The 21,787-nt window shown below is 72.0% G+C and carries 22 protein-coding genes; 13 read left to right on the top strand and 9 right to left on the bottom strand.

The features are described from left to right. Positions 1-41: 41 nt before the first annotated feature. The 7 genes from FXF51_RS31650 to FXF51_RS31625 form a co-directional block, all read right to left on the bottom strand. Positions 42-470, bottom strand: coding sequence for an arsenate reductase ArsC (locus FXF51_RS31650; protein ID WP_262379973.1), 429 nt, complete (start codon positions 468-470; stop codon positions 42-44). Beyond that, entirely contained in the window at positions 436-1,497 is a 1,062-nt protein-coding gene (gene arsB, locus FXF51_RS31645; RefSeq protein ID WP_411268390.1) for an ACR3 family arsenite efflux transporter, read from the bottom strand. Before arsB ends, FXF51_RS31650 begins: the two co-directional genes overlap by 35 nt. A 59-nt stretch (positions 1,498-1,556) precedes the next feature. Next, positions 1,557-1,943 carry an ArsR/SmtB family transcription factor gene (locus FXF51_RS31640; RefSeq protein WP_148438355.1) on the bottom strand — a complete coding sequence of 129 codons (387 nt, stop codon included), beginning with the start codon at positions 1,941-1,943 and terminating at the stop codon, positions 1,557-1,559. An 88-nt stretch (positions 1,944-2,031) separates the two neighbouring features. Further along, a complete protein-coding gene (locus FXF51_RS62865; RefSeq protein WP_262379988.1) occupies positions 2,032-2,283 on the bottom strand; it encodes a low molecular weight phosphatase family protein in 252 nt (83 codons plus the stop codon). After that, positions 2,183-2,482 (bottom strand): three-helix bundle dimerization domain-containing protein, encoded by a 300-nt coding sequence (locus FXF51_RS63870; protein WP_411268394.1) that lies wholly within the window; start codon positions 2,480-2,482, stop codon positions 2,183-2,185. Before FXF51_RS63870 ends, FXF51_RS62865 begins: the two co-directional genes overlap by 101 nt. A gap of 98 nt (positions 2,483-2,580) precedes the next feature. Further along, positions 2,581-3,801 (bottom strand): arsenite methyltransferase, encoded by a 1,221-nt coding sequence (gene arsM, locus FXF51_RS62070; RefSeq protein ID WP_222871551.1) that lies wholly within the window; start codon positions 3,799-3,801, stop codon positions 2,581-2,583. A gap of 12 nt (positions 3,802-3,813) precedes the next feature. Continuing rightward, entirely contained in the window at positions 3,814-4,149 is a 336-nt protein-coding gene (locus FXF51_RS31625; RefSeq protein WP_148438354.1) for an ArsR/SmtB family transcription factor, read from the bottom strand. 751 nt (positions 4,150-4,900) lie between these two features. Here FXF51_RS31625 and FXF51_RS31615 point away from each other — a divergent pair. Genes FXF51_RS31615 through FXF51_RS31570 form a run of 10 tightly spaced genes read left to right on the top strand, consistent with a single transcriptional unit; the run spans position 4,901 to position 17,131 of the window. Then, entirely contained in the window at positions 4,901-6,280 is a 1,380-nt protein-coding gene (locus FXF51_RS31615) for a serine hydrolase domain-containing protein (protein WP_148438353.1), read from the top strand. 37 nt (positions 6,281-6,317) lie between these two features. Then, complete coding sequence (locus tag FXF51_RS31610; RefSeq protein WP_148438352.1) at positions 6,318-7,922, top strand: ABC transporter substrate-binding protein; 1,605 nt, start codon at positions 6,318-6,320, stop codon at positions 7,920-7,922. 4 nt (positions 7,923-7,926) lie between these two features. Next, on the top strand, positions 7,927-8,937 hold the full coding sequence (locus tag FXF51_RS31605; RefSeq protein WP_148438351.1) for an ABC transporter permease: 1,011 nt from the start codon (positions 7,927-7,929) through the stop codon (positions 8,935-8,937). Position 8,938: 1 nt separating this feature from the next. After that, the gene (locus FXF51_RS31600) at positions 8,939-10,843 is read left to right on the top strand and encodes a dipeptide/oligopeptide/nickel ABC transporter permease/ATP-binding protein (protein ID WP_148438350.1); all 1,905 of its coding nucleotides are present in this window, start codon (positions 8,939-8,941) and stop codon (positions 10,841-10,843) included. Then, complete coding sequence (locus FXF51_RS31595) at positions 10,840-11,628, top strand: ABC transporter ATP-binding protein (RefSeq protein WP_148438349.1); 789 nt, start codon at positions 10,840-10,842, stop codon at positions 11,626-11,628. Before FXF51_RS31600 ends, FXF51_RS31595 begins: the two co-directional genes overlap by 4 nt. Continuing rightward, a complete protein-coding gene (locus tag FXF51_RS31590) occupies positions 11,625-13,013 on the top strand; it encodes a serine hydrolase domain-containing protein (RefSeq protein ID WP_148438348.1) in 1,389 nt (462 codons plus the stop codon). Before FXF51_RS31595 ends, FXF51_RS31590 begins: the two co-directional genes overlap by 4 nt. Before the next feature lie 2 nt (positions 13,014-13,015). Further along, complete coding sequence (locus tag FXF51_RS31585; RefSeq protein ID WP_148438347.1) at positions 13,016-13,465, top strand: M20 family metallopeptidase; 450 nt, start codon at positions 13,016-13,018, stop codon at positions 13,463-13,465. Next, entirely contained in the window at positions 13,462-14,328 is an 867-nt protein-coding gene (locus FXF51_RS31580) for a GNAT family N-acetyltransferase (protein WP_222871550.1), read from the top strand. Before FXF51_RS31585 ends, FXF51_RS31580 begins: the two co-directional genes overlap by 4 nt. Beyond that, positions 14,325-15,449, top strand: a complete 1,125-nt coding sequence (gene menC, locus FXF51_RS31575; RefSeq protein ID WP_148438346.1) for an o-succinylbenzoate synthase — start codon at positions 14,325-14,327, stop codon at positions 15,447-15,449. Before FXF51_RS31580 ends, menC begins: the two co-directional genes overlap by 4 nt. A 47-nt stretch (positions 15,450-15,496) precedes the next feature. Further along, on the top strand, positions 15,497-17,131 hold the full coding sequence (locus tag FXF51_RS31570) for a PucR family transcriptional regulator (protein ID WP_148438345.1): 1,635 nt from the start codon (positions 15,497-15,499) through the stop codon (positions 17,129-17,131). A 57-nt stretch (positions 17,132-17,188) separates the two neighbouring features. Here FXF51_RS31570 and FXF51_RS31565 read toward each other — a convergent pair whose 3' ends face one another. Then, positions 17,189-19,804, bottom strand: a complete 2,616-nt coding sequence (locus FXF51_RS31565) for an ATP-binding protein (RefSeq protein ID WP_411268393.1) — start codon at positions 19,802-19,804, stop codon at positions 17,189-17,191. A gap of 155 nt (positions 19,805-19,959) precedes the next feature. On the opposite strand from FXF51_RS31565, the gene FXF51_RS63865 reads away from it, so the two are divergent. The 3 genes from FXF51_RS63865 to FXF51_RS31555 are packed head-to-tail and all read left to right on the top strand — an operon-like array spanning position 19,960 to position 20,978. Further along, on the top strand, positions 19,960-20,283 hold the full coding sequence (locus FXF51_RS63865) for a DUF2486 family protein (protein ID WP_411268389.1): 324 nt from the start codon (positions 19,960-19,962) through the stop codon (positions 20,281-20,283). 6 nt (positions 20,284-20,289) lie between these two features. Next, positions 20,290-20,616 carry a hypothetical protein gene (locus FXF51_RS31560; RefSeq protein ID WP_148438343.1) on the top strand — a complete coding sequence of 109 codons (327 nt, stop codon included), beginning with the start codon at positions 20,290-20,292 and terminating at the stop codon, positions 20,614-20,616. 44 nt (positions 20,617-20,660) lie between these two features. Further along, a complete protein-coding gene (locus FXF51_RS31555; protein ID WP_148438342.1) occupies positions 20,661-20,978 on the top strand; it encodes a hypothetical protein in 318 nt (105 codons plus the stop codon). A 107-nt stretch (positions 20,979-21,085) separates the two neighbouring features. Here the strand turns inward: FXF51_RS31555 and FXF51_RS31550 are convergent, their stop codons facing one another. After that, a complete protein-coding gene (locus tag FXF51_RS31550; RefSeq protein WP_148438341.1) occupies positions 21,086-21,538 on the bottom strand; it encodes a MarR family winged helix-turn-helix transcriptional regulator in 453 nt (150 codons plus the stop codon). Positions 21,539-21,787 lie beyond the last annotated feature (249 nt).

Raw genomic sequence — 21,787 nt, 5'->3', positions numbered from 1 at the left:
GTGTTTCCTCCGGTCCCGCGGCCGGTGGGCGAGACGTGCCGTCAGGCGGGCAGCAGTTCGGCGATCAGCTTGCCGACGCGTCCCTTGATCTCGTCCCGGATCGCCCGCACGGCCTCGATTCCCTGCCCGGCCGGGTCCTCGAGCGTCCAGTCCTCATACCGCTTGCCGGGGAAGATCGGGCAGGCGTCGCCGCAGCCCATGGTGATCACGGCGTCGGAGGCCTCGACCGCGTCCATGGTGAGCACCTTGGGCCGCTCGCCGGTGATGTCGATGCCCACCTCGGCCATCGCCTCGACCGCGACCGGGTTGATCTGGTCGGCGGGCGCGGACCCGGCGGAGCGGACCTCGATCCGGCCCGCGGCCAGGTGGGTGAGCCAGCCGGCGGCCATCTGGGAGCGGCCGGCGTTGTGCACGCAGACGAACAGGACCGACGGCTTACCGGTGGCGGTCTCGGGGGCGCTCGCAGGCACGGGCGGGCTCCTCTGCGGTGCGGAACAGGCGGCGGCCGGCCAGGCTGACGTAGACCAGGGCGACCAGGACGGGGACCTCGATGAGCGGGCCCACCACACCGGCCAGGGCCTGGCCGGAGGTGACGCCGAAGACCCCGACCGCCACGGCGATGGCCAGCTCGAAGTTGTTGCCGGCGGCGGTGAAGGCGAGCGTGGTCGTCTTGTCGTACGGCAGGCCGATCACCTTGCCGACCGCGAAGCCGCCGCCCCACATGAGGGCGAAGTAGGCCAGCAGCGGCAGCGCGATGCGGGCCACGTCGCCGGGCTGGGAAGTGATGGTGTGGCCTTGCAGGGCGAACAGGATGACGATGGTGAACAGCAGCCCGTACAGGGCGATCGGGCCGATGCGCGGCAGGAAGCGCTGCTCGTACCAGTCGCGACCGCGGGCGCGTTCGCCGAGCTTGCGTGAGGCGTAGCCCGCGAGCAGGGGGATGCCGAGGAAGATGAGCACGTAGAAGGCGATGTCGAAGGCTGAGACCTGCAGCGCGGCTTGGGGGAGGCCGAGCCAGCCGGGCAGCACCTGCAGGTAGAACCAGCCCAGCGCACCGAAGGCGATCACCTGGAAGAGGGAGTTGAGCGCGACCAGGACGGCGGCGGCCTCGCGGTTGCCGCAGGCCAGGTCGTTCCAGATGAGCACCATGGCGATGCAGCGGGCCAGCCCGACGATGATCAGGCCGGTGCGGTACTCGGGCAGGTCGGGCAGGAAGATCCAGGCCAGGGCGAACATCAGGGCCGGGCCGAGCACCCAGTTGAGCAGCAGGGAGGAGATCAGCAGGCGGCGGTCGCCGGTGACGGTGCCGAGCCGGTCGTAGCGGACCTTGGCCAGCACCGGGTACATCATCAGCAGCAGGCCGAGCGCGATCGGCAGCGAGATCTCGCCGATCTTGACGGCGTCCAGCGCGGTGTCCAGGCCGGGCACCAGCCGGCCGAGCAGCAGCCCTGCACCCATGGCGGCGATGATCCACACCGGCAGGAACCGATCCAGCATCGACAGAGCGCCGATTACCCCGGCGGGTGGCGCGGTGGCCTGTGCAGGTTGAGCCGACATCACTGTGCCGCCGCAGCGGCCGTCACGCGGGCGGACCCGTCGGCAGGCCCGCTGGTGGGCAGGGTCAGCAGCGCCGACAGTTCGCCCAGCGTCTCGGGCACCAGCCGGTAGTACACCCAGGAGGCGCGTCGCTCGGAGGTCAGCAGGCCGACCTCCTTGAGCACCTTCAAGTGGTGGCTGATGGTCGGCTGGGACAGCTCGAAGGCGTCGGTGATGTCGCACACGCACACCTCGCCGCCGGCACGGCTGGCCACGATCGACAGGATGCGCAGCCGTACCGGGTCGCCCAGCGCCTTGAACACGCGCGCCACCCCGGCCGCCTGCCCGGCGTCCAGCGGCTCACGGGTCAGCGGCGGGCTGCACTCCAGAATCTCTAGCAGTTCCATCCACTGCCCTTCCGTATAGATGCTCATCGAAATAGGTGCATGTCTATATTGACATACGTCTCTTCCTGCTGGGTACGTGAGCCTGTTCTCAGCCTTCCGGGACGCCGAGGTCGGCCAGCAGGGCGCGGACCCGGCGTTCGATATCGTCGCGGGTCGGGCGGATCTGCTCGATCGTCTTGCCGTCGGGGGCGTCCAGGTCCCAGTCCAGGTAGCGCTTGCCCGGGTGGACCGGGCAGACATCACCGCGGCCCATGGTGACCACCACGTCGGCAGCCTGGACGATCTCGCTGGTCCAGGGCTTGGGGAACTCGCCGGTGACGCCGATGCCGCGCTCGTGCATCGCCTCCACGACGGCCGCGTTGATCAGCTCGCCGGGCTCGGTGCCGCCGGACCAGCCGAGGGCACTGGCGTCCTTGCCCTCGGTGCGGGCCAGCGCGCAGCCGCTGGCGGGCGAACCGCTCGGCCAGCAGCGGCAGGTAGCTGGCGATGACGGCGCGGCCGGCGAACTGGTCGTAGCTGGTGTGCAAGAACCGCTCGATGGTCTCGGTGCCGAAGGTGCCGAAGGTGCCGAAGGTGCCGGCGAACTCGGCGGCGATGGTGCGGGCTGCGGTGACCAGGGCGTGCTGCTGATCGACGGTCAGACATCGCTGCGACGTTCGATCAGCAGCACGTCACGCCAGACGTCGCGGTGGCGTCCGATGCGCTCGCGCGTGCCGACCACCCGGAAACCGAGCGCCTGGTGCAGGGACAGGCTGGCGGCATTCTCGGGAAAGACGCCGGACTGGATCGTCCATACGCCGGCGTCCTCGGCGGCGGCGATGAACGCCGCCAGCAGCGCCCGGCCGATGCCGTGGGCCTGGCAGCCGGGGTGGACGTAGATGCTGTGCTCGACCACGCCCGCATACACCGGGCGGGACGACACCGCCGAAGCCGCCACCCAGCCGAGCACCTCGCCGCGGTCGCCGTCCACGGCGACGTACCGCAGGCGCGGCAACCGGCTCGCGGTGAAGCCCTCCCAGCTGGGCGCGGTGGTCTCGAAGCCGGCCTGGCCGGTGTCCAGCCCGGCCTGGTAGATGGCCAGCACCTGCTCGGCGTCGCCCTCGCGCATCGGCCGGATCTCCAGGCCGGGCCCGATGGCGGGCTTGACGGCCCGGACGATGGCCGAGTGCACCCCGTCGCCGTGATCGGCGCTCAACATGATGGCGATCTGAACGAACCCCGACGCGGCCAGCAGGTCCCGATACTCCCGCACGGTGAGCGATCCGGCCGCGCAGCCGATGCGCTGCTCGGCCCGCTGCCGCGCCTGCTCATCCAGGACGTGCGCGGCGACGACGTCGCTGACGCCGAACCGGCCGCCGGGCCGCAGTACCCGGAACGCCTCGGCCAGCACGGTCGCCTTGTCGCCGGACAGGTTGATCACACAGTTGGAGATGATCACGTCCACCACCCGGTCCGGCAGTGGCACCTGCTCGATCGTGCCGTGCAGGAACTCCACGCCGGCCGCACCGGCCTGTTCGGCGTTGCGCCGGGCCAGGGCGAGCATGTCCGTGCTGGCGTCCACCCCGTAGACCCGGCCCTCGGGGCCGACGCGGCGCGCCGACAGCAGCACGTCGATGCCGCCGCCCGAGCCGAGGTCGAGCACCGTCTCGCCGCGCTGCAGCTCGGCGACGGCCACCGGATTGCCGCAGCCCAGGCTGGCCCGCACCGCCCCCTCGGGTAGCACAGCCAGGTCGTCGTAGCCGGCCGCGCCAAAACGGCCCTGCTCGAACGCGTCCTGCCCGCAGTCGGTGACCGTCCGGCCGGCGTCCGCGGCGCGGGCCAGGGCGGAGTAGTGGTCGACGATCTCATCGTGCGCCATGACCAGGCTCCTTCATTCGCAGGTGGGCGCGGCCGGGACAGGGTTGCCCATGACGACGTCAGCGGCGGTCGGGAAACAGCCCACACAGCTCTCGTTGATCCGGTACAGGCTGGAGGTGCCCTGCTTCTCGACCAGCACGAACCGCACCTCGGCCAGGATCTTCAGGTGGTGCGAGACGGTGGACTGGCCCACCCCGGAGGCGGTCACGATCTCGCCCACGCTCATCGGCGTGCGCCGCCGGGCCAGCAGCGACACGATCTGGATGCGGGTGGCGTCGGCCAGCGCCTTGAACCAGCTCGCGTATTCTTCGGCCTCCGCACGCGGCAGCGGCCCCTTCTCCTCATTCATCGTTAATCGACGATAGTCGATACATGTTGAGAGCGGAACCCCGGCGATCGCCACAGGGGATCGAGGAATCGCGCTGTCGTCGGCCAGAATTCGGTAAACACTGGCCACCGAGGCAGGCAATGAACCTCAGGGTCCGAGCGCTGCCCCGTCGTTGCGTCGATGTGGTCAGGGATCTCGGCAGGGCGGTCGCCGACCGTCGGTGTTCCAGCGGGCTCGACGCGGTTGGCCGGGAGCTGAACCCGGATGGCACGCCCATCCTGGCGCCTTTACAAAGTAAGCTCAGGCTTGGGCGTGAGAACGGCCTGCCATCTCCGGTGGACGCGCGCAGAACGCTTGCCCCGCCACCGGCACCCAGACGTCCGGACACGCCAAGATCGGCTACGCCCGCGCCACGCGGCGCCCCGAACTCAAGCGAGCCGTCACCCTGGCCCGGGAGATGCGCGACCAGGACCTCAGCCTGCGCGAGATCGCCTCCCTCCTGGTAATCACCCCGGCCACCCGTCATGCGCATGCTCCGCGACCACGACACCAGCATCGCCGAGCTGGACGCAGGAGCCGACGATGCGAAGCAACGGCCATGGTTCCCGGACCGGCAGCCGAGCCGCGAACTGTCCTCAGCCATGAACCCAAGGGTCTTCAGAGCCACGCGACCCGGCCGGCGAGGGTCTTGTCGGATCGGACAAACCCGGTCAGGCCGAGTTGTCCGATCGGCTGAGTACGGCGACGGGGGTCGCCTTCTAGCCTCAGCCGCATGATGTCGCCGGAAGATGTGCAGAGCTGGCTCGATGACCACTTCGCCCAGATCGTGGCCGAGCGCGGGGTGCCGGGCGCCTCGGTCGCCGTGCTCACCCAGGGCCAGGTGCTCACCGCCGCCGGCGGCGTCCTGAGCAGGGCCACCGGCGTGGAGGCGACCACCGGCTCGCTCTTCCAGATCGGCTCGATCACGAAGTTGTGGACCAGCGCGCTGGTCATGCAGCTCGCCGACGAGGGCCTGGTCGACCTCGACGCGCCGCTGCGGACGTATTTGCCGGGCTTCCGCGTCGGCGACGAGGCCGCGGCCGCCGCGATCACCACCCGGCAGTTGCTGTGCCACGTCTCGGGCTTCGAGGGCGACATCTTCACCGACACCGGCCGGGGCGACGACGCGATCGAGAAGTACCTCGCCTCGATCCACGACATCCCGCAGCTCTTCGCGCCGGGCGAGGTGTTCTCCTACAACAACACCGGCTTCGTGGTGCTCGGCCGCCTGGTCGAGGTGCTGCGCGGCAAGCCGTTCGACGAGGTGCTGGCCGAGCGGCTGGTCGCGCCGCTCGGGCTCACGCACGTCGCGCCGAGCCCGTACGAGGCGATCCTGCACCGCGCCGCCGTCGGCCACGTTCCGGGCGAGGACGGCGAGCCGGTCGCGGCGCCGGTCTGGGCGCTCGCCCGCTCCAACGCCCCGGCCGGCTCGATGCTCGCCATGACCCCGCGCGACCTGCTCGCCTTCGTCGCCATGCACCTGGCCGACGGCGCCGCGCCGGACGGCTCCGCCGTGCTGCGGCCCGGCACCGTGGCCGCCATGTGGCAGCCGCAGGTGAAGCTGCCCCGGCTCAGCGGCATGGGCACCGCGTGGGGGCTCGGCTGGGAGATCGAGGAGCACGACGGGCACACCGTCGTCGGCCACGACGGCGGGACGATCGGCCAGGCGGCCTTCCTGCGGGTCGCGCCCGAGCACGGCGTCGCGATCGCGCTGCTGACCAACGGCGGCGACGTCTTCGGCATCTTCACCGACGTGCTGGCGCACCTGCTCAAGGAGCTGACCGGCCTCACCCTGCCGGGCCGCCCCGTGCCGCCGGCTGAGCCCAGGACGATCGACCCCACCCCCTACCTGGGCCGCTACTCCGACACGATCTACGACATCACCGTCAGCCAGGACGCCGACGGCGCGATCTGGCTCGACCGGGTGCCCAAGGACGTCATCGCCGAGATCGGCGGGAAGCCGATGCGCACTCAGCTCGTGGCCTTCGAGGGTGACTCGCTGATCTCGCTCGAACCGGCCCAAGGCATCCACTTGGTCTTCGCCTTCATCGGCCGCGACGACGCGGGCCTGGCGAAGTACGTCCATTACGGCCGTGTGGTCGCCCGCGCCTGAGATCTCCCGCCCGCACCCTCCGGAATAAGGACCCCGCATGACCCCCACCCGCACGAGGGCCCTCGCGGCGCTCGCCTTGACGCTGACCGGCTCCCTCGGTCTGGCTGCCTGCGGCAGCGACACGCCCGGAGCCGCCGCTCCTGGCGCCTCCTCCGCCGCCTACGCCGGCGGCAAGACCTTCACGCTCAACCTCGCCTCGGACCCGGGCGCCCTCGACCCGCAGGGATCGGCGACCAGCGCCCTGTTCGGCCTGACGCAGTACGCCTACGACAACCTGGTGTCCGTCGCGGCGGACGGCTCGATCCAGCCGCAGCTCGCCACGTCGTGGACCGTCGAAGGCAGCACGGTCACCCTCCAGCTCAAGGACGGGATCACCTGCGCCGACGGCACGGCGTTCACGGCGAAGACCGTGGTCGACAACGTTACGTACGTGGTGAACCCGGACAACAAGAGCCCGTTCCTGGGCGTCTTCATCCCGGCCGGGACGACCGCCTCCGCCTCGGGCTCGACGGTCACCCTCAAGCTCGCCGCGCCGGCCCCCTTCGTGCTGACCTCGCTCGCGAACCTGCCGATGGTGTGCGACGCCGGCATGAAGGACCGCTCCACCCTCAAGGCCGGGACGAACGGCACCGGCCCGTACGTCCTCACCGAGGCGGTCCCGTCGACCCGGTACACCTACGAGCTGCGCAAGGGCTACACGTGGGGCCCCGGCGGCGCCACCACGGCCGAAGCGGGCATGCCGGCCAAGGTGGTCGTCAAGATCGTCGCCAATGAGACCACGTCCGCCAACGAGCTGCTGGCCGGCACCATCAGCGCCGTCCAGATCACCGGCCCGGACGCCGACCGCCTGACCGGGGCGGGCCTGGAGTCCGTGGGCATGCAGGCGCTGATCGGCGAGCAGTGGTACAACCAGGGCGACGGTCACGCCACCGCCGACCCGGCCGTGCGCATGGCGCTGACCCAGGCGCTCGACCTCAAGCAGCTCCAGGTCGCGCTGACCTCCGGCAAGGGCAAGCCGCCGACCCAGCTCGCCGCCCTGGAGCCGCTCGGCTGCGTCGGCGACGCCGTGACCGGCCACGTGCCGTCCTTCGACGTCGCCGCCGCCGGAGCCGCCCTCGACGCCGCCGGCTGGACGAAGGGCCCGGACGGCATCCGCGCCAAGGACGGCAAGAAGCTCTCGCTCACCTTCATCTACCCGAACTCGCTCGGCACCGGCGGCGGGGCCGCGGCCGAGCTGGCGGTGGCGGCGTGGAAGGCGGCCGGGGCCGAGGTCACGGCCAAGCAGCAGACCCAGACCGAGGCGTCCGGCGCGGTCTTCGGCACCGGCGCCTGGGACATCGTCTGGATGCCGCTCAACGTCAGCACCCCCGACCAGGTCATGCCGTTCGTCTCCGGCACCACCGCCCCGAAGGGCACGAACTTCGCCTCCATCGACAACGCCGACTACCTCGCCCACGCCACCAAGGGGATGAGCGCGAACGGCTCCGAGGGGTGCAAGGACTGGTTCGCCGCCGAGCAGGCGCTCTACAAGGCGGCCGACGTGGTGCCGTTCGCCAACAACGTGGTCCCGACGTTCGTCAAGGGCGCGAAGCTCTCCATCATCGGCAGCATCGTCCCGACCAGCATCCGGATGCTCGGCTGACGATATGAAGAGCACAACGCAGGCGGCGGTCCGGCCCGGCCTCGCGAGCAGGGCGGCCGGGCTGTGGTCGCACCCGTGGTTCCGCTTCACGCTGCGGCGGGCGAGACGGCTGCTGCTGGCCCTCTGGGTCCTGGTGACCGCCTCGTTCCTGATGATCCACCTGGTTCCTGGCGATCCGGTGCGGGCCGCGCTCGGGCCGACCGCCCCCGCGGACCTGGTGCAGGCCACGAAGCAGGAGCTCGGCCTGCTCGACCCGCTCTGGCAGCAGTACGCCGGCTTCCTCGGCCGCCTGCTCCAGGGCGACCTGGGCGTCTCGATCACCAGCAGGCTGCCCGTTAGCGAGATGATCGGCCAGCGGCTGCCGGCGACGGTGCAGCTCGCCGTGGCCGCGTTCGTCCTGTCGCTGCTCGTCGCGGTGCCGGTGGGCGTGGTGATGGCGGTGATCACGCGGCGCGGGCGGGGCCGGCGCACGGAGCTGGCGTTCACGGGGACGAGCGTGGTGCTGGGCGCGATCCCCGACTTCCTGCTCGCCGTCGGGCTCGTCTACTTGCTGGCGGTGCAGACCAGGCTCTTCCCGGTGGCGGGCCTCGACGACTGGAACTCGTACGTGCTGCCGACGCTCGCGCTGGCGATCGGCCCCGCCGCGGTGCTCTCGCGCATCGTGCGCGTCGAGATGCTGGCCGTGATGGAGGCCGACTACATCCGCACGGCGCGGGCCAAGCGGCTCACCCCCGTGCGGGTGCAGCTCGTGCACGCCCTGCCGAACGCCGTGACGGCGAGCCTGACGCTCGGCGGCATGCTGCTGAGCTCCCTCGTGGCCGGGACGGTGCTGGTGGAGAACGTCTTCGCCTGGCCCGGCCTCGGCTCCACGATCGTCTCCTCGATCGTCGCCAAGGACTATCCCCTGGTGCAGGGCACCGTCCTGGTGTACGGCGTCGGGGTCCTGCTCATCAACACCCTCGTCGACGTGCTGCTCGCGGTGCTCGACCCCCGTTCGACGATAGGAGCCGCCTGAGATGCGCGCGGCACGCCTTCTGCGCCGTCCCGTAGGGCTGGCCGGGCTCGGCCTGCTGGTCGTCGTCCTGTCGGTGGCCCTGCTCGGGCCGATCCTGTGGGGCGAGCGGGCGACGGTCGTCGACACGGGCAACCTGCTCGCCGGACCGTCGGCCGAGCACTGGATCGGCACCGACAACCTCGGCCGGGACCTGTTCTACCGGGTGCTCGTGGCCACCCGGCTCTCCATCGTGCTGGCGCTGGGGGCGACGGCGATCAGCATCGTGCTGGGCCTCGTCCTGGGAGCCGCGCCGATGCTGGCAGGGCCGCGGCTGGGCCGCCTGGTCACGTGGGCCGTCAACGTGCTGGTGGCCTTCCCCGGGCTGCTGCTCGTGCTCTTCTTCGCCGTCGTCTTCGGCGTCGGCGAGAGCGGCGCGGCGCTCGCGGTGGGGCTCGCGGGGGCGCCGTCGTTCGCGCGGCTGTGTCACACGCTCATCGCCGGCGTCTCGCAGCGGGACTACGTCGCCGCGGCCCGGATCGCGGGCGTGAGCCGGCTTCGCGTCCTGCGCCGCCACGTGCTGCCGAACATCGCCGAGCCGCTGATCGTCAACGCGACGATGAGCGCCGGCGGGGTGCTGCTGTCGTTCGCCGGGCTGTCGTTCCTGGGGCTGGGCGTCCAGGCCCCGTCCTACGACTGGGGCAAGCTCATGCAGGACGGGCTCAACGGCATCTACACCAATCCCCTCGCCGCGCTCGGGCCCGGCTTCGCCGTCATCGTCGCGGGGCTGGCGTTCAACCTCACCGGCGAGGCCCTGGCGACGGCCTTCGGCCTCGGCGAGGCCACCGGCACCGCCCGCCGGGGCCGGGCCGGGACCACCGCCGTCGCCGGAACCCGTCCGCCCGCCGTGACGGCGCCCGCCGAGGGCGCCGTCCTGTCGGTGGACGACCTGCGGGTGACGATCCCCTCCGGCGCGGGGAACGCGATCCGCGCGGTGCGCGGCGTCACCTTCGCCGTCCGGGAGGGCGAGGCCGTCGGCGTCGTCGGCGAGTCCGGTTCCGGCAAGTCGATGACGGCCCTGGCGGTGGCCAGGCTCATCGAGGAGCCGATCCGCGTCGAGGCGGGCCACCTGGTTTTCGCCGGGGAGGACCTGCTGGCCGCCGGCGACTCCGCGGCCCTGCGCAAGCGGCTCGGCACGTCGCTGGCCGTGGTCTTCCAGGACCCGATGACGTCCTTCAACCCGGCGCACCGGGTGGGGTCGCAGCTGGCCGAGGTGAGCCGCTTCCACCAGGGCCTGAGCCGCAAGGCGGCCTTCGCCCGCGCGGTGGACCGCCTGCGCGCGGTCAGGATCCGCGAGCCCGGGCGGCGCGCCAGGCAGCACCCCTTCGAGTTCTCCGGAGGCATGCGCCAGCGGGCGATGATCGGCATGGGCCTCATGGGGACGCCGCGGCTCATCATCGCCGACGAGCCGACCACCGCGCTCGACGTCACGGTCCAGCAGCAGGTCCTCGGCCTGCTCGCCGAGGCGCGCCGCGACACCGGCGCCGCCCTCCTGCTCATCAGCCACGACGTCTCGGTCGTGACCGACGTGTGCGACCGGGTCCTGGTCATGTACGCCGGCCGCATCGTCGAGGAGCTGCCCGCGCAGGACCTGCGGACGCTGGCCCTGCACCCGTACACGCGGGCGCTCGTCGCGGCCGTGCCCGACATGGAGACCGACCTGACCCGGCCGCTCGCCGTCATCCCCGGGCTGCCGGTCGATCCCGCCCACGTGCCGGCCGGATGCGCCTTCGCGGCCCGCTGCCCGCTCGCCGACGACCACTGCAGGTCGGTCGAGCCCGCGCTGGAGGCCGGCCCGGCGGGCAACCGGGTGGCCTGCCACAAGGCCGGGCAGCCCCTTCCCGCCCGCACCCAGGAGGTGAGCGCGTGAGCGTCCTCGGCTTCCACGACGTGCGCGTGCGGTACGGCTCGCACACCGTGCTCAGGGACGTCAGCCTGGAGGTGGGCGACGGCGAGATCGTCGGCCTCGTCGGAGAGTCCGGCTCAGGCAAGTCGACCATGGCGCGGGCGGCCGTCGGCCTGGCGCCCGTGACGGGCGGCCGGATCCTGCTGGACGGCCGGCCGGTGCCGGGCCAGGGCCGCGTGCGCCCGGTGCAGATGGTCTTCCAGGACCCGTACTCCTCGCTCGACCCCCGCATGACCGTCGGCGAGAGCATCGCCGAGGCCATGCCGCGACGCCTCGGCAGGCAGGCCCGCCAGGAGGAGATCGCACGCCTGCTCGCGCTGGTCCACCTGGACGCCGCCCGGGCCGCGGACCTGCCAGGGCGGCTGTCCGGCGGGCAGCGCCAGCGCGTCGCGCTCGCCAGGGCGCTCGCCGCCCGGCCGGAGGTGATCCTGGCCGACGAGATCACCTCGGCGCTCGACGTCTCCGTCCAGGGCGCCGTGCTCAACCTCGTCCGCGACATGCGGCGAGACCTGGGCCTGTCCATGCTGTTCATCTCCCACAACCTGGCCGTCGTCCGCTACGTCGCCGACCGCGTGGCCGTGATGCACAACGGGGAGATCGTCGAGCACGGCCCCACCGCGCAGGTGCTCGGCACGCCACGGCACGAGTACACGCGCCACCTCCTCGCCGCACTCCCCGGAGCGGCGCACCGGACATCCAGGGACACAGGCACCGCGCCTCTCACCCCGACCCTGAAGGAGCAGACATGACCAGCGCCATCGACCAGGCCCACTGGCAGAGCCGCCTCGACGAGCTCGCGAGGAAGCACGGCGTCCCTGGCGCCCAGCTCGGCATACTCCGGCTCGGCGCCGACGGCGGCGACGAGCTCGTCACCGCCGCGACGGGCGTCCTGCACGCCGGCACCGGCCAGCCCGCCGGCGCCGACTCGGTGTGGCAGATCGGCTCGATCTCCAAGGTGTGGACCGCGACGGTGATCATGCAGCTCGTGGACGAGGGCCGCTTCGCCCTCGACACGCCCGTGGCCAAGATCCTCCCCGGGTTCGCGCTGCGCGACCCGGAGACCACCGAGGCCGTGACCGTCTGGCACCTGCTGACCCACACCAGCGGCATCGACGGCGACCTGTTCACCGACACCGGCCGGGGCGACGACGCGCTGGAGAAGTACGTCGCGCTGCTGGCCGACACCGCGCAGAACCACCCGATCGGCGTCACCTGGTCCTACTGCAACGCGGGATACTCCCTGCTCGGCCGGATCATCGAGGTCGTCACCGGCAAGACCTGGGACCAGGCGATCAGGGACAAGCTCTTCGTCCCGCTCGGCCTGACCCGCACCACCACCCTGCCGGAGGAGGCGATGGTCTTCGCGCACGCGATGGGCCACGTCAAGGGCGGCGAGGAGCCCGTGGTCGCGCCGGTGTGGGGGCTGCCGCGCGCGGTCGGCCCGGCGGGCCTGATCACCTCCACCGTCACCGACGTGCTGGCCTTCGCCCGGATGCACCTGGCCGGCGGGCTCGCCGCCGACGGCACGCGCGTGCTCAGCGAGGAGAGCACCGCGGCGATGTCGGCCTACCAGACCGACTGCCCCGAGAAGCACCTGCTCGGCGACTCCTGGGGCCTCGGCTGGTTCCGCTGCGACTGGAACGGCCACCGGGCCCACGGCCACGACGGCAACACCATCGGCCAGGCGGCGTTCCTGCGCGTCCTGCCGGAGGCCGGCATCGCGGTCGCCCTCCTCACCAACGGCGGCAGCACCCGCGACCTCTACGCCGGGCTCTACGACGAGATCTTCGGCGAGCTCGCCGGGGTGCGGCTGCCCGCGCCGTTCGAGCCCCCGGCCGAGCCGGTGACGACGGACCTCGCGCCGTACGCGGGCACCTACGAGCGCGAGTCGGTGCGCATGGAGGTGTTCGAACAGGACGGCAAGCCGACCCTGCGCACGACGCTGATGGGCCCCCTGGCCAAGCTGGAGGGCGAGCAGGTGGAGACGTACGAGCTGATCCCGGTCTCGCCGGGCATGTACGCCGTCCGCCCCGAGGGCATGGAGTCGTGGGCTCCGGTGACGTTCTACTCGCTGCCCACCGGCGAGGAGTACGTGCACTACGGCGCTCGCGCGACCCCCAAGAAGCTCGGCTGACCGTGCCGGTCACCTCGCGCGGCTCCCTCAGCCTCCAGGCGCCGCTCGCCGACCTCGAAGAGCTCGTCGGGAGCGAGTCGCCCTCCTCCGGCCACGCCACGGTCGCCAGGCCGGCCGGCCTCGTGGCCCGCGTCGGGGCCGGCCGGCCGGGCGCCGAGCCGAAGCGGATCACCGCCGGCGGGAGCTCGCACCCGCGGTGGCGCTTCGGCGACGGCGACCGCCAGGCGCTGCTCCTGGCCCGCCACGACACGGTCTGGCCGCTCGGCACCCCGGCGGCCCGCCCGTACGAGCTCGCCGGCGGCGTGGTGCGCGGCCCCGGCTGCTTCGACATGCTCGCCGGGCTCGTCATGGCCGTCCACGCCGCCCACGAGCACGTCGTCGTCGGCCGGCTGCTCGATCGCACGGTGCTGCTGCGCGAGCTGAACGCCGAACTCCTGGAGGAGCAGGCATGAGCATCGAGGCCCACGAAGGGCGGAGCCTGGGCATCGAGGCCTCCACCGTCGGCCTGGCGGCGCGGGACGCGGCACGGTGGGCCGCGCAGGCGGGCGTGACAGTCCGGGAACTGCGCGACCTCGACGAGGCCCACGCCGTGATCGCCCTGCTGGTGGAAATCTGGGGCCGCCCCGAGAACCCCCTGATCACGGTGGAGTTCCTGCGGGCGCTGACGAAGGCCGGCAACTACGTCGCCGGCGCCTACGACGGGGACCGGCTGATCGGCGTCTGCATCGGCTTCCACGAGGAGCCGGCGGCCCGCACCCTGCACAGCCACATCGCCGGGGTGGCGCCGGGGCTGGCCGGCCGCGGCATCGGGATGGCGCTCAAGCTGCACCAGCGCGCCTGGGCGCTCGCCCGCGGCATCGTCGCGGTCGAGTGGACCTTCGACCCGCTGGTCAGCCGTAACGCCTACTTCAACATCGTCAAGCTGGGCGCGCTGCCGGTGGAGTACCTGCCCAACTTCTACGGCGCGATGCACGACGCGATCAACGGCGGCGACGACACCGACCGGCTCCTGGTGCGCTGGGAGCTGCTCTCGCCGCGGGTCCGCGCCGCCTGCTCGGGAACGCCCTGCGAACGTCCGGCCGACGGCCCGTCGAGCCGCCGCGTCGCGGCCCCGGCCGACATCGAGGCACTGCGCGCCCACGACATGGCCGCCGCCCGGGACTGGCGTCACCGGCTCCGGGACGAGCTGGAGCCGCTGATGGCCGCCGGCGGCCGCGTCGTCGACTTCGACCGCGAGCTCGGCTACCTCGTCACCCGCCCTGCCGCCTGCCCTGCCGCCCGCCCTGACACCGACCAGATCCGGAGAACCCCATGAAGCTGCGGGGAATCGAACTTCGCCGCGTCTCGATGCCGCTCGTGTCGCCGTTCCGGACCTCGTTCGGCACGCAGACCGAGCGGGACGTCCTGCTCCTCAAGGCCGTCACGGACGAGGCCGAGGGCTGGGGCGAGTGCGTCGCCCTGGCCGACCCGCTCTACTCCAGCGAGTACGTCGGCTCCCAGGTGGACGTGCTCCGCCACCACCTGCTCCCGCGGCTCTCCTCCCCCGAGGGCCAGGCCGCGATCGCGCGCTCGGGAGCCGCCGCGATCGCCGGCCTGACGCACCCGGTCAAGGGGCACCGCATGGCCAAGGCCGCCCTGGAGATGGCGGTGCTCGACGCGGAGCTGCGCGCGCTCGGCCGCTCGTTCGGGCGCGAGCTCGGCGTCGTCCGCGACCGCGTCCCCAGCGGGGTGTCGGTCGGCATCCACGACTCGATTCCGCAGCTCCTGACGGTCGTCGAGGGCTACCTGGACGCCGGGTACGTGCGCATCAAGCTGAAGATCCAGCCGGGCTGGGACCTGGCCCCGGTGGCCGCCGTACGCGAGCGCTTCGGCGCGGACGTGCTGCTCCAGGTGGACGCCAACACCGCCTACACGCTGCGCGACGCCCGCCACCTGGCCAGGCTCGACGAGTTCGGCCTGCTGCTGATCGAGCAGCCGCTGGAGGAGGAGGACGTCCTCGGTCACGCCACGCTGGCGCGGCAGGTGGCGACGCCGATCTGTCTCGACGAGTCGATCGTCTCGGCGCAGACCGCCGCCGCGGCCATCAAGCTCGGCGCCTGCCAGATCATCAACATCAAGCCAGGCCGCGTCGGCGGCTACCTGGAGGCCCGGCGGATCCACGACCTCGCCGTGGCGCACGGGCTCCCCGTCTGGTGCGGCGGCATGCTGGAGACGGGCCTCGGCCGCGCCGCCAACGTCGCCCTGGCCGGCCTGCCCGGGTTCACGCTGCCGGGCGACGTCTCGGCCTCCGACCGCTTCTACCGCACCGACATCACCGAGCCGATCGTCCTGGACGACGGCCACATCGCCGTGCCCACCGGCCCCGGGCTGGGGGTCACGCCGATCCCGGAGGCGCTCGAAGCGGTGACCAGGTCCGTCGAGTGGATCGTCCTCTGATCGTCCGGCGATCGGACCGCGCGTCCGGGGCTCCTATACTGCGGGGCGTGAGCCAGCGTCCCCGTGCCAGCCTCGGCCGGGTCCTGGACGACCTGGGGGCCACCCTGCTGGAGCTGGTCGCCGGCGACGTCGACCAGCGCGAGGAGATCAGCGGCCTCGTCATCTACGACCCGCTCGACGAGCCCGTGCTCGGGCCGCGCTCGCTGGTGCTCGGCATCGGCGTCGACCCGGCCGGCGAGACGCTGCCCCGGCTGCTCGGCGCCCTCGGCGACCACGACGCGGTGGGCCTGGTCGTCCGGGCGCCGGTCGCCCTGACGCCGCAGGTGCGCGACGCGGTCGCCCGCAGCGGCGTGGCGCTGATCGGGCTGCGCCGGGGCGCCACGTGGGCGCAGATCACCGCGCTCATCCGGTCGATGCTCGCCGAGGGCGACATCGGCGAGCCCGAGCACGAGTCGCTGGGCGGGCTCCCGTCCGGCGACCTGTTCGCGGTGGCCAACGCCGTGGCCGCGCTCCTCGACGCCCCCATCACCATCGAGGACCGCAACTCCCGCGTGCTCGCCTTCTCCGGCCGGCAGGACGAGGCGGACGCCTCCCGCGTCGAGACGGTCATCGGCCGGCAGGTTCCCGAACGGTACGCCACCCGCCTGACCGAGCTGGGCGTCTTCCGCGACCTCTACCGCTACCAGCGGCCGGTCGTCGTCACCCCGCAGGATCTCGGCTACGACGGGATGACGGTGCAGCGCGTGGCCATCGCGGTCCGGGCCGGCGACGAGATCCTCGGCTCGATCTGGGCCGCCATGGACGGCGACCTCGACAGCGAGCGCACCAACGCCCTGCTCGACGCCTCGAAGCTGGTGGCGCTGCACCTGCTGCGCATCCGCGCAGGCGCCGACGTCCGGCGGCGGCTGCGCGCCGACCTGATGGCGACGGTCCTGGAAGGCGGCGCGGGCGCGCGGGACGCGCTGGCCCGGCTGGGCCTGGCCGGCCGCACCCTGGTCATCGTGAGCGCGGCCCTGCTCACCGGCGACGAGCACGCCTGGGCCGACCACGGCAGGGCCGCCGAGCTCGAACGGCTCGCGGACGCCCTGTCGGTCCACCTGTCGGCCGCGGTGCCGTCCGCCGTCGTGGCGGCCGTCGGCGGCACCGTGTACGGCCTGCTGCCCGTCATCGTCCCGGCCAGCAGCCCGGAGCAGCGGGCCGTCCGCCTGGCCTCCGACTTCGTGGACCGGGTCGGCGGCAGCCTCCCCGCGATCGTCGCGGTCGCCCCGGCGGGGCCGGACATCAGCGGCATCGTCGGCGGGAAGGCGCAGGCCGACCGGGTGCTCCGGGTGATGCGGGAGGGCCACACCGCGCTCCGGGTGGCCCGCCTCGACGACGTCCAGACGCTCGCCCTGGTCCTGGAGCTGCGCGACCTCGCGGCGGCGCGCGGCGAGCGGCCGGTCGGGGCGATCGCGCGCCTGATGGAGTACGACGAGTGCAACAACGCCGGGCTGGTGCAGTCGCTGGAGGCCTGGCTGGACGCGCTCGGCGACGTGGGCAAGGCGGCCGCCGCGCTCTTCATCCATCCCAACACGCTGCGCTACCGGCTCAGGAGGGTGGCCGAGGTGGGCGAGATCGACCTGGAGGACCCGGAGCAGCGCTTCGCGGCGATGCTGCAGCTGCGCATCCTGGCTCCCCGTTAGGACCGCGGTGGTCAGGCTGCACCCTCGCCCCACCGCCGAACTGCCCGACGGCAGCTTCTACCGGTGTGGCCAGTACAACCGTGCTCCAGTGGGACCCGCGCCCGCGGTCGGGTGCGGCTCGGTCTCGGCGAGCTGGGCGCGGACATATCCGGCGTCGGGGTGAGCGAGCTCATCGAGAATGACGAGGGCTTCGCGCCAGGTGTCGCGGGCGGCGCCGAGATCGCCGCTGGAGTGGCAGGCGTTGCCGAGACGGATCAGCGCCTCGACCTCGCCGATGCGATCGCCCAGCTCCAGGTACAGCTTGAGCGCCTGCCGGTGACAGCATTTGGCCAGGTCGTACTGGCCGAGATGGTGGTGTGCGTAGCCGAGACCGTCGAGAGACGCGGCCTGACCGTTGAAGTCGCCGAGTTCCTGGAACAGGGTGAGGGCGGGGCGACAGTACACGAGCGCCCGGTTGTGGTATCCGAGCAGGGCGTGGCAGTTGCCGACCCCGTTGAGCGCCTTGGCGTGTCCGGGGCGGTGGCCGGCGGCTCGGAACAGATCGAGGGCCTGCTCCGCGTGGTCGAGTGCCTCCCTGTAGCGCCCTTGTCGTGACAGGGCCCAGGTGAGCTCGTGATGTGCGTGAGCCTGGCCGGGCTGATCGGCGAGATCGACGGCCAGGCCGAGGGCCTCGGCAGCATGGGTGTGGGCGCGGTCGAAGCGGCCGAGCAGGGTGAAGGCGCGGCTGAGGTGGCGGTGGGCGTGGGCCTGTCCGCGAGGATCAGCCAGACGGCGCGAAGCGTCCAGGGCGGCCTGCTCGACGGTGGCCCAGTCGAGAAGCAGGCCACGCCATCGCAGGAACGGGCTCAGCGCCCAGGCCAGGTGCCGCACGTCTTCGTCGTGTCCCTTGGCGGCCGCCTCCTCCACGGTCGCGAACAACACGGGGTGTTCGACGGTGAACCAGGTCAGCGCTTGTCCTGACCCGGCGATCGCCTCGGCGCTCACCCCCGGCGCGGCGGGAGCATGTGCCATCGGGCGACGGCGTGGGGCCAGCAGCAGCGTCGCGGCGTGAGCGGTGTGCAGGTAGTGGTCGAGCAACCGGCGGAACGCCTCCTGCCGGTCAGGTTCGCCGTCGATGGCGTGGACGAGCTCGACCGTGTAGGCGCGGAGCAGGTCATGCAGGGTGTACCGGCCGGGCTTGTGCTCGATGACCAGGTGCGCGCCGGCCAGTTCGGCCAGCAGCGGCCGGACCTCGTGCACGGCCACGCCGGCCAGGCTGGCCGCGGCGGGCAAGGAGACGTCCGGGCCGGTGAGCACCCCCAGGAACCGGAACAACCGCGCGGCTTCGCAGCTCAGCGCGTCGTAGGACCAGGAGAACACCGCCCGCGGATCGGTGGCCGGGTCTTGACCGGCCAGGGCGTCGAGCCGGTTGCGAGCCTGGCGCAGTTCGCCGTCCAGCGCGGTGAGGGGGAAGCCCGGCTGGGTGGCGGCTCGGGCGGCCACGATGACCAGGGCGAGCGGGAGCCCCGCACACCAGGCGACGATCTCATCCGCCACGTGGGGCTCGGCTGCCACCCGCGCCGGCCCGAGGCGGTGGAGGAGCAACTCGCGTGCCTCGGCATCGGACAGCGGATCCAGCCTCAGCGGGTGGGCGCCCTCCGCGGCGACCAGGCCGCGGAGCTGGCTGCGGCTGGTCACCACCACCAGGCAGCCTGGTGCGCCGGGCAGCAGCGGACGAACCTGCTCGGCGTCGCGGGCGTTGTCCAGCACCACCAGCATCCGCCGGCCCGCCAGCAGGCTGCGGTACAGGCCGGCCTGCCCGTCCGGGTCGGGCGGGACACGGTCCGGCGGTACCCCCAGCGCATCCAGGAATCCGGTCAACGCCTCCGCCGCGCTCACGCAGGACCCGCCCGGGTCGAAGCCCCTCAGGTTCACGTACAGCTGCCCGTCGCCGAATCGGTGGCGCACCCGATGCGCCCAATGCAGGGCCAGCGCGGTCTTGCCCACTCCGGCGATGCCGGCGATCACCGAGACCTGGATCCGGACCTGATCGTCGGATCCCAGCATGGCGTCCAGCCGCTTGAGGTATCCGGTGCGGCCGGCGAACGCCGGCACCCGCGCCGGGAGCTGTGCCGGCCGCGGACGCGCCGGCATCTCAACATCCCGCGGCTGGTGTACGGGCCTGCGCACGGAGAGAACCGTCCGTGCGGGGTCCGGCGCGCCGGCGGCGAGAGTGACCGCTTCTCCGCGGAGAACGGCCGTGTGCAGTGCACGCAGCTCGGGGCCGGGCTGGGCGCCGAGCTCGTCGTCGATTCGCCGGCACACCCGCGAGTAGACCTCCAGAGCTTCGGCACCACGGCCGGCCAGGCTCAGAGCCTGGATCAACCGGGCCGCCAGGGATTCCGCCAGCGGGTAGTGGACGATCAGCTCTTCGAGGCGTTCGATCACCGGCGAGTGCCGGCCCAGCTCCAGCTCGGCCTCGGCCCAGTCGGTCAACGCGCCCAGCCGCTGCTGGCGGAGCCCTTCGCGGACCCGCGCCGCCCACCCCCCAGCCATTCCGTCCAGCGGGGATGCCCGCCATAGGCCGACGGCCTCGCCCAGCAGGGCAGCGCGCTCCGTCCGGTGGGGGTGAGGGGCGCGGGCCTGCTCGACCAGCCGGCGAAACCGGTGAAGGTCGATGCGATCGATGTCCATGATCAGCTGGTAGCCGTCCGCCCGGCGTTCCAGCGCGATCTGTTCTCTGTCGAGATGTCGTGCCTGCTCCAGCACACGGCGGGAGCGTGCGACATAGGTGTGCAGGACCTTGCGGGGTTCGCGCGGTGGGGCGTCGTCCCATATCCGGTCGATGAGTGTCTCCGTGGGCACCGGGTGCCCGGCATCGGCGGCCAGGGACGCGAACAGGATCCGTTGCTTGGCCGGCCCAAGATCGAGACTGCGACCCCCGGCCATCAGCTCGAACGCGCCCAGCAGCCGAAACTCCACTGTGCATCCCCCATCGGCGCGAAACCCGGCAAGTTCAGCGGCGAAAACCATCGAACCACATTTGCCTATGGCCATTCAAGAATGGCGAAAGATTTATGAAGGCGATCCCCTTTACCGTGGGTGAAACATCGCAGGCTCACGCGTCTTACGCAATCACCTCTCTTGTCGAATCCGCAGAAGAAAGGAATTGAATCGGCATGCACAAAGTGGTGAAGTCCTGCTCGACGGTGCTCGTGCTCTTGGCGGCGGCCACAGGAACGCTCATCGCCGCTCCCGCCGCGGCCGGCGCCGAGACCCTCTGCCAAGGCTTCACGACGAGCACCTCGTTCCAGACGCGATGCGAAAGCGACTGGGTCTGGGAGGGGTTCTACTATCGCGCCTGGATCAGGTGCGTCGACAGCGGCGGGCTCGTCGGCGCCAAGCGCGTCGGCCCGACCCGCCATTCGTTCAGCGACCCGGCCTGGTCCGGGGTGGAGTGCCCTGCGGGCCAGCGCCGTCACCAGTCGGGGCGCGACCAGAGCTGATCGGAGCCGTGTTGCCGGCAAGAGGCTTTATGAGAGGAGCTTTCTTGAAGAGTCACGCAACGAAGCTGTCGGTTTTCTTCACTGTTGCAGCTACCGCATCCGTCCTTCTGGGATCGGGTCCCGCGCAGGCCGCACCGACGAACTGCCGCTTCGACTTCTACAACACCAATCTATCGAGCTACGCGACGTGCAGCTCAGGCACCGGACAGTTCCGGGCCAAATTGCGGTGCGATATCCCCTGGCGGCCGGACACGACTGCGTACGGCAACTGGCTGGGCGTCACTTCCCCGCCCGGCAACAGTATCGCCGGCTGCCCGTCGAACGCACGGCGTGGCTACGATCCGGGCATCGAAACGCGGTAACAGGCCTCCGACAGCTGCTCCGGCCCGGCCAAGGTCAGGCCGGAGCACAACCCCCGCACCTCCCCGTCCCGCCGACAGCCTGTGACGATTGCGCGCATGGGCCAGGGCTACGGTGGTGGCTCCTCCGAGCGAAGGACGGGGGTCAGGGCCCGCGTGCCGGGGTGGATGGCTCGTGCGCACAGGGTGAGCGTTTCCGCGAGTGTCGTACGGTCCGGGTCGTCGATCTCGGCGAGCATGACGGCTTCGATGCTGTCGAGGGAGCGGTCGCATCGCCGGAGGGTGCTCAGGCCCTTCGGGGTAAGGCGGGTACGCAGGGCGCGGCCACCACGGGGATGCGGGTCGCGGCGGATCAGGCCGCGTTGTTCGAGATCGCGGATGACCAGGTTCATCGCCTGCGGGGTGACGAAGGCGATGCGGGCCAGGTCGGCCGAGGACGGGGCGTCGCGCAGGCGCAGCTCGCTGAGCGCCATGAATTCGGTGGTCGTCAGGCCGTGCCGGGCGAGCGCTTCATCCAGGCAGGCGCGGATGCGGCGTTCCAGCCGGAACACCAGATAGCTCACACGAGGCGGTGGTGCGTCCGGCGCAGCGGCCGCGGGGACACCCGGATCGGTCACCAGGCGACGATATCGCGCCCCGTTCATGACGGGCCCGATGAAAGTTTCCAGACCCTTATCAAGGACCTTGATAGCAAGTTACTTGATAACCAGGGGGAACGGCCTTCCACCAGGTGAACCGGTGGGCACGCGTACCGAGCGCGCATTGACGCTGGCTCGTGGCCCTTCTATTTTCCAGCGACCGAGGTCGATACG

Source organism: Nonomuraea sp. PA05 (genome assembly GCF_008086045.1).
GTDB classification, from domain to species: Bacteria; Actinomycetota; Actinomycetes; order Streptosporangiales; family Streptosporangiaceae; genus Nonomuraea; species Nonomuraea monospora.
This window is presented reverse-complemented; position numbering and strand designations above follow the sequence as displayed.